The 9,363-nt window shown below is 59.7% G+C and carries 5 protein-coding genes; all 5 read right to left on the bottom strand.

Translation table 11 applies throughout. The features are described from left to right. Positions 1-111: 111 nt before the first annotated feature. Complete coding sequence (locus IVA91_RS09230; RefSeq protein ID WP_247458563.1) at positions 112-1,425, bottom strand: HlyD family type I secretion periplasmic adaptor subunit; 1,314 nt, start codon at positions 1,423-1,425, stop codon at positions 112-114. Beyond that, positions 1,422-3,371: a type I secretion system permease/ATPase gene (locus IVA91_RS09225; RefSeq protein WP_247458561.1), complete on the bottom strand. Its 1,950-nt coding sequence runs from the start codon at positions 3,369-3,371 to the stop codon at positions 1,422-1,424. Before IVA91_RS09225 ends, IVA91_RS09230 begins: the two co-directional genes overlap by 4 nt. Positions 3,372-4,239: 868 nt before the next feature. Further along, the gene (locus IVA91_RS09220) at positions 4,240-6,702 is read right to left on the bottom strand and encodes an Ig-like domain-containing protein (protein ID WP_247458560.1); all 2,463 of its coding nucleotides are present in this window, start codon (positions 6,700-6,702) and stop codon (positions 4,240-4,242) included. A 617-nt stretch (positions 6,703-7,319) separates the two neighbouring features. Next, positions 7,320-8,357: a glycosyltransferase family 2 protein gene (locus tag IVA91_RS09215; RefSeq protein ID WP_247458558.1), complete on the bottom strand. Its 1,038-nt coding sequence runs from the start codon at positions 8,355-8,357 to the stop codon at positions 7,320-7,322. Positions 8,358-8,835: 478 nt separating this feature from the next. Then, positions 8,836-9,363, bottom strand: a 528-nt coding sequence (locus IVA91_RS09210) for a hypothetical protein (protein ID WP_247458556.1), incomplete at its 5' end; no start/stop codon positions are given.

Below are 9,363 nucleotides of genomic sequence, written 5' to 3'. Positions count from 1 at the left end.
CCATCCATGCTGGCCTCCCGCCCAGCCAGCATGGTGAATCAGAAACGAACTGATTTGGGAATCCCAAATCGATTCAACCAAACCCCATCCCGCTTTAGCCTGCGCGAAGACTCAGCGCTCCTTGAATGCACGCTCCGCCTGATCGTGCAGCGGCTTGAGCAGATAGGACAGCGCGGTCCGACCGGCCGTCTTGATGAAGACCTCCACCGGCATGCCGGGCAGCAGCTTGGCCGATCCGAGTTTCGCCAGCTCTTCGGGCTTCAGCAGGACGCGCCCCGTGTAGTAACTCGTGCCGGCACGCTGATCCTGCGTAATGTCTGCCGAGACCATGCTGACCTCCCCATCGATTTCGGGCGTGGTCTTCTGGTTGAACGCTGCGAAGCGCATCGTCGCGGTCTGCCCCACATAGACCTGATCGATATCGCGCGGTGCAATCTTGACCTCGATTGCAAGTGAATCCGCGTCAGGTACGATCAGCATGATTTGCTCGCCGGGAGAGATGACCCCCCCAACCGTGTGGACGCTGAGCTCGTGGACGCGGCCGGATTGTGGTGCCCTGATATCGACCCGATTCAATTGATCGACCGCCGCGGTTTTGCGCTCGCCCAGTTCGGAGAGTTTTGAGCGCGTCTCGATCAGGTCCTTGCCGACCTCCGTCCGCAGGTCCTGGTCGATCTGAATGATCTGGAGTCCGATTTCGGAGATCTTGCCCTTCGACTGAGCGATCATGCCAGCCAATTGACTGCGCTCGCCTTCGAGGCGGGCAGCGTCGCGCTCTAGGGAATTGAGCCGCGTGATCGGCACCAGATTTTTTTGCCAAAGGCTGCGCACGCCTTCCAGCTCCTGGCGAATAAAATCGACCTCCTTCTGCTTGGCCTCGGTCTGCCCCGTATAGCCCTTGATCTCGTTTTCCAGCTGCGCGCTTTTCTCCAGCAGCTGTGCCTTTTGGCCGCTCCTCGCCTGGCGACGCAGGTCAAACAGCTTCCGCTCAGCGGTGACTGCTCGGCTCGCCTCGGAATTGTTCTCCTTGGCCCGATCGAGCAACAGCTTGGGAAACTTAAGCTCCTCAGCGCCATCGCGCTCGGCCTCGAGACGAGCCTGCCGCGCGAGCAGCTCATCGATGCTGTTGGTGACGATCGTCGCATTGGCGAGCGTCTGAGTCTCGTCGAGGCGTATCAAAACGTCGCCTGCATTGACCCGATCGCCCTGCCGCACGCGCAACTCTCCCACGATCCCGCCAGTGGCGTGCTGAACCTTCTTCACGCTCGAATCCACCACGACCACTCCTTGGGCGATCACCGCGCCCGACAATTGGGTCGTTGTCGCCCAGCCGCCGACCCCAAACGTGACCAGAGCCAACATGATCATTCCGACAATCATGTAACGCTGGATGGATTGCAACGCCGGCGCCACCTGACCGTTCATCGGCCTCCTCCTTGAGCTTCCGCGACGACCTTGAGCGGTACCGGATTTCGCAACACTTTCCTGAGAACCTCCTCTCTCTTGCCGAAGGACTGAACCTTGCCTTCCCCGAGGCACAGGACATGGTCCACACCTTCAAGCGCCTTCGGACGGTGCGCGACAACGGCGACAATCGCACCGCGCCGGCGCACGTTCAGGATCGCCTGGGTCAGCGCCTCCTCGCCCTCCGCGTCGAGATTGGAAGAGGGCTCATCGAGCACGACCAGGAAGGGCTTGCCGTAGAAGGCACGTGCGAGCCCGATGCGCTGCCGCTGCCCGGCGGACAATGCCAGCCCTCCCTCGCCGATCTTCGTACTGTAGCCGTCAGGAAGGGAGAGGATGAGGTCGTGCGCGCCCGCGGCATGCGAGGCTTCCAGAACAGCGGCGGCGGTTGCCTGCGGGTCGAACCGTGCAATGTTCATCGCAATGCTGCCGTCGAACAATTCGACGTCCTGAGGCAGATAACCGATGTGCTTGCCGAGGGCGTCCGAAGACCAGTGATCGAGCGCGGCGTTGTCGAGCCGGATCCTGCCTCGCATGCACGGCCACACTCCCACCAGCGCACGTGCCAACGTCGATTTGCCGGATCCACTCGGACCAATGATTCCGACCGCCTGCCCGCTCCTCAATTGGAACGACACTTCGCTAAGGGTGGGCCTCTCCGAATTTGGGGCGCCGATATAGAGATGCTCGACGGTGAGAGTTTCAGCAGGAGGAGGCAGCGCCAACCGCTCCTCCTCGCGAGGCAGAAGCTTCAGCAAGTGATCGAGCCGTTGCCCCGATTGCCGCGCGGCAACGAACCCTTTCCAGTTCGCAATGGCCATTTCGACGGGCGCCAGTGCCCGCGCGGTGAGGATCGATCCGGCAATGATGATGCCGGCCGTCGATTCCTGGTTGATGACGAGGACGGCGCCAACGGCAAGAACTAGCGATTGCAGGATCGCTCGAAAGATCTTGGAGGCACCACCGAGTCCATTTGCGGCATCGCTGGTCCGCTCATGGGCCGCAAGATACTTCGCGTTCACATCCCGCCAACGTAATGCCGCCTGCTTCCGCATGCCCATGGCTTGCAGAACCTCGGCATTTCGCCGCCCCTCGAGCGCGAGTGCACTTCGCGAGACTGCGAGACGCGAGGACGCCTTTGCCGGGCCTCGCGTGCGTGCCTCCGTGAGCATCGTAATCCCGACTAGCACCAGTGCGCCGGCCAGCGCAGTGACGCCAATCCAGAAGTGAAAGAGGAAGCAGACGCCGAGATAGATCGGCATCCAAGGCAGATCGAACAGCGCCGTCGGCCCTCCGCTCGACAGGAAACTGCGGACCTGGTCAAGGTCCCGCACTGGCTGCAAGCCGTCGCCATCCGCTCTGGTCTTCAAGGGCAGCCGAACAAGCGCGTCGAATATGCGAACGCCGAGCCTTTCATCGAAGTACCGGCCGACCCGAGCGCTGATCCTGCTCCTGACGAGGTCGAGCCCGCCCTGAAACAGGTAAAGCACGGTGGCGAGAACCATCAAGGCGATCAGCGTTGGTATGCTGCGCCCGGGTAGCACCCGATCGTAGACTTGCAGCATGAAGAACGAGCCGGTGAGCATAAGGAGATTGCTCATCCCGCTGAAAGCCGCGAGAGCCCAGAATATCCGGCGGCAAGACCGCAGGAATGCCGATAGCTCCGACTGCGACTCATCATAGTCGCTAGCCGGCCGCGGGAGACCGGAGAACAGTCGTCGCCGCAAGACTTCGACAAGCTGCTTTGCCCAGGCACTCGGCCCTTGCGTCTGCAGCTCGGCATCTTCCGCCCACTGTCGTGCGGCCCACTGTCGTGCGATGGCCCCAAGTCTCGTCAAATGCGAAAGTTGGATCCGATAACGGCTTGCTGGCAGGGGGATTACCCCCCACCGTTCAAATTTTGTCATGACTCCCGCCCTTGAAAACGTGCCTTATGTGACGATCCCCAAGAAGATCACCACGGCAGACCTGAGTTTGATTTCCCTGTCGTCGAGCTACTGTTACGCGAAGTAGAAGTCAGATCGATTTTGCGCACCGAGGCTGGCCAACTTGAGCGTGTCGCCTGCCGGTACCAGCGTGACATGATGGCCATCCCGTCATTTAATCTGCTCTCCCAGCTTCTTCGACACGTACTCCACTAGGAAGTCGTTCGCAGAGCGCGATGTCGTGGCGATCTGTATCCACCACTTCATGGTTAATCAGCTCGGCCTCACGTGCCGGTCGCCATGGGCTTTTTTGGGACCAGATGGGGGCCGGGCTGAGGTTTTTTTAACCAGCACGTCAACTCACGGTACTGAAATAATCGCGCGATTTCCTTATTAAAACCGTCGCGAATTTCTCTGATGTCATGCCAGACAGCGAGACTCAACACGCTTGTATTGTGGCGCGACCTCAGCCCACAGAAATCGTTTACTTAAACGCCCAGCGAGCTCATCTGACTACGGGGCCGACTCTTACGCCATATTTGAATTTTATTTATGTTCACGTGCTCGCGGCCTTTCTTAATGCGACGGGATCCGAGCAAGACAGTCCGATCGGAGCGAAGAAAGCGTAGCGACACGAGGCGCTCGGTTGCTTGTCGCGACCGGTCGAGAATGGCTATCGCGCGAAACGTCACCGGCTAAGCCTCCTATCCGGGCGCTGCATCCCGCAAACGCCGCTCACGCGTAGATCACAATAGAGGCAGCCAGAACAAAAGAAGGCGGGGGGACCATCCCCCGCCTTCCATGATCTGCACCGCAGATTGGTGTCTACACCGTGTCGCCGAACACGTGACTACGCGAAATGGAAGTCATGGCTGTTCAGCTTGTCGAGCTGCGTGTTCTTTAGCGTGAGCGTGTCGTTCCCCGTCGCGATGACGACGTCGTGGCCTGACTGGGCCGCGTGGGAGAGAACGCTCGCAAAGCTGTCGAACACGCCCTTGCTGAACTCGATCGTATCGTGAGCAGGTCCGCGGGAAGCGAAGTCCTTGATGACGTCGTGGCCGAAGTTCGACGCAAACTCGAAGGTATCCGCCCCCCGTTTGCCGACCATGATGTCATTGCCCGTGGTGCCGGTCAGCGTATTGCTGCGGCCCGAGCCGATGATCGCCTCGCCCGAGCTGGTCCCGACCACGTGGCCGGTCGTATCGACCTGCTCCGCGGTAAAGGCGTGGGTCTTGCCCGACAGATCGGAGGTGTGGAAGCTCCACTTGCCGTTGTCGCCCGCCGTGACCGAACCGACCGCAGTCGTGCCCTCAAACAGCTTGATCTGGCTGTTGGGGTCGGCAGTGCCCTTGATCGTCGCGGTATGATCCCAGTGCGGACGCACGTTGGTGACTTCCACCGCCGAGGTGCCGTTGCCGCCGTGCGAGCCAATTGGCGGATCGATCGGCTGCGACAAGGCGCTGGTGTTGCCAGCAGCATCGGTAGCCGAGGCGACGAACGTGTGAGATCCGGTTTTCAGGCCAGAGGTCGTCACGCTGAAATGTCCATCGGCGCCAGTCGCCGCCGTGCCGAGCAGGGTCGTCCCCTCGTAGACCTTGACGGTGCTGCCCGCCTCGGCCGTTCCGGTCACCGTCGCACGATGATGACTGGTCACATCGCTGAGCAGAACCGGAGCATCGGGCGCAGCGGCATCCACCGTGACATCCAGCACAGTCGATGCCTTGCTGGTGACGCCAGAGACGGTGTCCGTCGCAGTGAGGCTATGCTTGCCATCGGGGAAAGCGACAGTCGTGTAGTGCCAGGCTCCATTGGCGTCCGTTGTAGCGGTGCCGAGCTGGGTCGTGCCGTCGAACACTTTGACCGTGCTGTTGGCAGCCGCGGTCCCCGCCAGGGTCAACGTCTTGTCGTTGGTGATGTGATCATCCGCGACACCGCTGTCTGTCGAGAAGGAGGCGATTTTCGGCGCGGCCGGCGCTGTGGTGCCGGCGCTCGACGTGCCTGAGCCGGAGGTGCCCGTACCCGAGGTACCTGAACCGGATGTGCCCGAACCGGTCGAACCTGACGTTCCAGAACCGATGACCGGATCCACGCCGGCTGACGCGACACTCACGTTGCCCGCAACGTCCGTGGCTTTCGCCGTCAGCACGTGCGAGCCGGCCGACAGAGCGGAAGTCGTGAGACTCCACGCGCCGGTCGAATTGGTCGTCGCAGCACCGACCTGCGTCGTGCCGTCATACACCTTAATCGTGCTGTTCGCTTCGGCGCTGCCTGACACGACAGCCTGATTGTTGCTGTTCACGGTATCCTTGGCGATCGTCGGTGCAGCTGGTGCCTTGGTGTCAACGGCGACAGCCACCGCAGCCGAGGCCACGCTGGTCTGGCCCGACGAGTTGGTCGCGGTCGCGGTCAGCGTGTGCTTTGCGTCACTCAGGACCTCGGTGATGTAGTCCCAGCTGCCCGTTGAGCTCGCAGTGGTCGTACCGATCTTGGTTGAACCATCATAGAAAGTCACCGTGCTGTTGGCCGCAGCAGTGCCTTTGAGCTCGACGGTGTTGTCGTTCGTCACGCCGTCACCGGCGACGCCGCTGTCGGTCGAAAAAGAGGCGATTACGGGTGCAGCCGGTACAGTGGACGTGGTGGGTGTCGTCGGCGCGCTGGGCGCAGTCGACCCTTCGACTGGCAGAGGAGGTGGGATAAGATCGCCCGGAACAAGTTGACCATTCACGATTGTTGCGGAGCGTACATTGTCCCATTGAGTGATGTGTATGTTCGCATTAACTTCCTCAAAGAGAAAGTCGCCATAGTTAAATGGGCCCACAAAATACACGTCTTTGAGGGCGACGTAATCATCGTGCCCAGCTCCCGCGTCCGCGGCAATACGTAGGCCATACGGTCCACCCTCGAACACGACATTGTTGAAAGTGAACGTTCCACTGTAACCGTCTGCAACCCACATCCCCGCGGTTGCAGCAGTGTTGTGGGACACAATTGTCGTATTTGTGATGGTCACATTTCCGGTGCCGCCGGGAGCATAGGCCTGAATGCCATCGGCGTGATCGGCCCCCACTCCCGTCGTTTCAATGTACGAATTGTTGATGTTTATAGTTCCGCTACCCCCGATGCGGACTCCTTCCTCCGAATTAATGCGGACGTCGTTCATGCTGAACGAGCCAGTGCCGTAGACCGACGCAACGCTGCCGGTGTCGGTAATACTTAAATTCGAAGCGGCCCCACCATTTTGAAGTGTGACCGAACTCGAATTCGTAACGCCGCCAAACATAGGGTCATTCCAGCTCAAAGGAATGGCTGCCATCTTAGTTTTCTCCTGGTAGCTTCGATCTGATTTTGTCCCGGGCACGCGCCCATTTCGATTTCCCCGAGCGGCGATACCTCAAGTGCGACTCTGCTAGCGCAGCGCCGTTGGGCGCGTCTTCTCGATTGGGGAAGGCTTTTTTGCGACGACACGACGGCCCACCCAAGGTAATTTCTTAGCTCGCTTAGCCAAAGTCTTGCTTCAGCGGATTCAATAAAGCGGCGATTCTCTAATTTACTCAAGCATTAGCTCCGTGCGCAAAAGCTGCACGGCCGAAATCAACACATACCAAGGAATACTGGGGCCAACCACCGACGCTCACGGCTCCCTTGCGGGTGACAGCTCGGCAAGACTGCCACCAACTTTAAATAATGAAATAATCGACCGTCGAGATCAACGATCTGCCGCTTGAGTTTTTGCTGAATGCCCAGCTGGAATAATATGGGTGATTCATGTTGCGACGATCATTCCATCCAGCCGAAGCAAATTAATCATCGCATTGACGTTAGGTTCGACTGCCTCTGGGCGATATTGCGCGGCAATGGCGCGTCAGCGACTCCACTCGCCATCCAAGCAGTGGCGTGTGCCTGGATTCTCGATTCAGATCGGCGTCCAGATCAACCGAGTCGTTGGCCCCCAGGCATCGCATCCGGCCGCCCTGTCTTGCCTTTTGCGCCGTCCAGCAAACCCACGAAAGCGACCCTTGCTGCCGATACCGAGCCTCTCAGCATATATCGTGCTGCGAACAACAGTCCGACTCCGAAATGGCAGAGCCAGCGCCATCCCGCGAAGCGCCGGGAATAGAGAATGCTGTTGCGGGCAGACAGATAAATCGAGAGATGCGAGCGCTTCTCGGGAGCGACGGCAGATCCGATGGTCGTTCCTCCAATGTGGCGAATGATGGCTTTGCTCGCAAAGCCGATGCGGTGCTTTCCGCGCCGTCGTCCCCAATCCAGATCTTCCATATAGAGGAAATAGTCCTCGGCCATCAGACCGACCTCTTCGACGAACGCCCGCGTTACCAGAACACACGCGCCACTTACCGCATCGATTCTGTCCAGCTCCTCGACCGATGGCGCACTGCCAACTGGCGCATTCCTTCCTATGGCGACGACACGGCCGGTCGCTCGAGACCAATGCAGTCCGTAGTTGATGATCTTGTCGGGGGTGGCGTCGAAGACCAGGCTTCCGCCCACCATGCCGAATCCCTCAGCAGACTTGGCAATCAATTCAGATAGGCTGCGGCTATCCGCTTCGGTATCGGGGTTCAGGACAAGCGCTGCATCCCAGCCAGGATCCCCGAGCAATGGCTCGAGCCACGCGTTTACCCCGCCTCCGTAACCGAGGTTCTCGGATGCGAGTCCAACTCGGACGACATTCGCGCGATTCTGAAAGCGGCATTTCCCCACTGAGACCAGCCGCTTCTGTGGCCGGTCGAGAGCGTCCGCCCCATCGGACATTCGTTGCAACGTTCGCCCCGATCCTGCGAGCGTGGCCAGCAATCTCCTGTAGGCGCCGTCCCCGCCATTTTCGCAAATGAAAACCTCGAAGTGATCCCAGTCTGAACGAGCAAGCGACTTCAAGCAACGATTGACATCATCGAAATTGCGGTATGAGACGATGATGATGGCAAGTTTGGTGCTAACGGTCGGCATAGCCTAGACACCTTCTCATTCGCTGTCGATGCTAACGAGCGACCGTTGCCCACGAAAGGCCTGCGTACGCTCGAGCGCGGCTTCCGACAAACCCGCCCCAGAGCAGAGGCTGCGATCCACAATGCACATGCAACCCGGCTAGGGAGGCCGGCCAATGGTCAAGACGGCAGTCGCGCTTTTGTTCGCACCCCACGCAAGCAGAAGTGCGATCTGTTCATGCGCCTACTCGGTGCTAATCGTCACCAGCCCTGAGACGCGGGACTCCCGAGGTTACAATAAGGATGCCGACACACTCCGGCAAGGAATCCTATTTGGCAAGTTCCCTGATAGCAACGCCAAAATGCGGCTTCTCTGGCGTGCGGGGTAGCCCACCATACTCGCAGACCACGCCTGCCTTCCTGCCCTCGCACCAACGTAGCAAGCCCTTCCATGCCCCTTTGCCAATCATGGAGAAGCAGGCACAGATCCAGAGACGGCGCTAGGGCCACCGACGACGTGCGCCGTCCTTTAGAGCATGTTGTTTTTTGCCGGAATCGGGATTCCCTGCGGGGAGGATTTCTGATTCAAGCTCCATGCTGGAAAGCGGAGGCCAGCATGGATGACGCGACCGTTTTCGGAAGACATTCGCGAACGCGCTCTTGCGCGAGCTGACGCGGGCGAGACCGTTCGTTCGATCGCAGAAGCGCTTCAGATCAGCCCTTCCTGTGTGACGAAGTGGAAGAATCTGCGGCGGGAGACCGGAGGCGTTTCTCCCGGCAAGATCGGCGGTCACAAGAAGCCGGTTCTGTCCGGTACCAATGCCGACTGGCTGCGCAAACGCATTCACTCCCGGCCCATTCACTTTGCGGAAGCTGACGGAGGAACGTATCGCTCCGGCGAGGACCGCCTTGCGCGGTTTGATGGAGGGTGAAGACTTAGGCGTATGACTGACCATATGCCTATGCCGAAGGTTTCCCGACTTGAAGTCGTCTCGACGGGCGCTCGACGCCGTTGGACATTGGAAGAA

This window comes from Bradyrhizobium sp. 153 (assembly GCF_023073835.1).
Taxonomy (GTDB): Bacteria; Pseudomonadota; Alphaproteobacteria; order Rhizobiales; family Xanthobacteraceae; genus Bradyrhizobium.
Note: the sequence above shows the minus strand (reverse complement) of the source record. Positions and strands in the feature narration are given on the sequence as shown.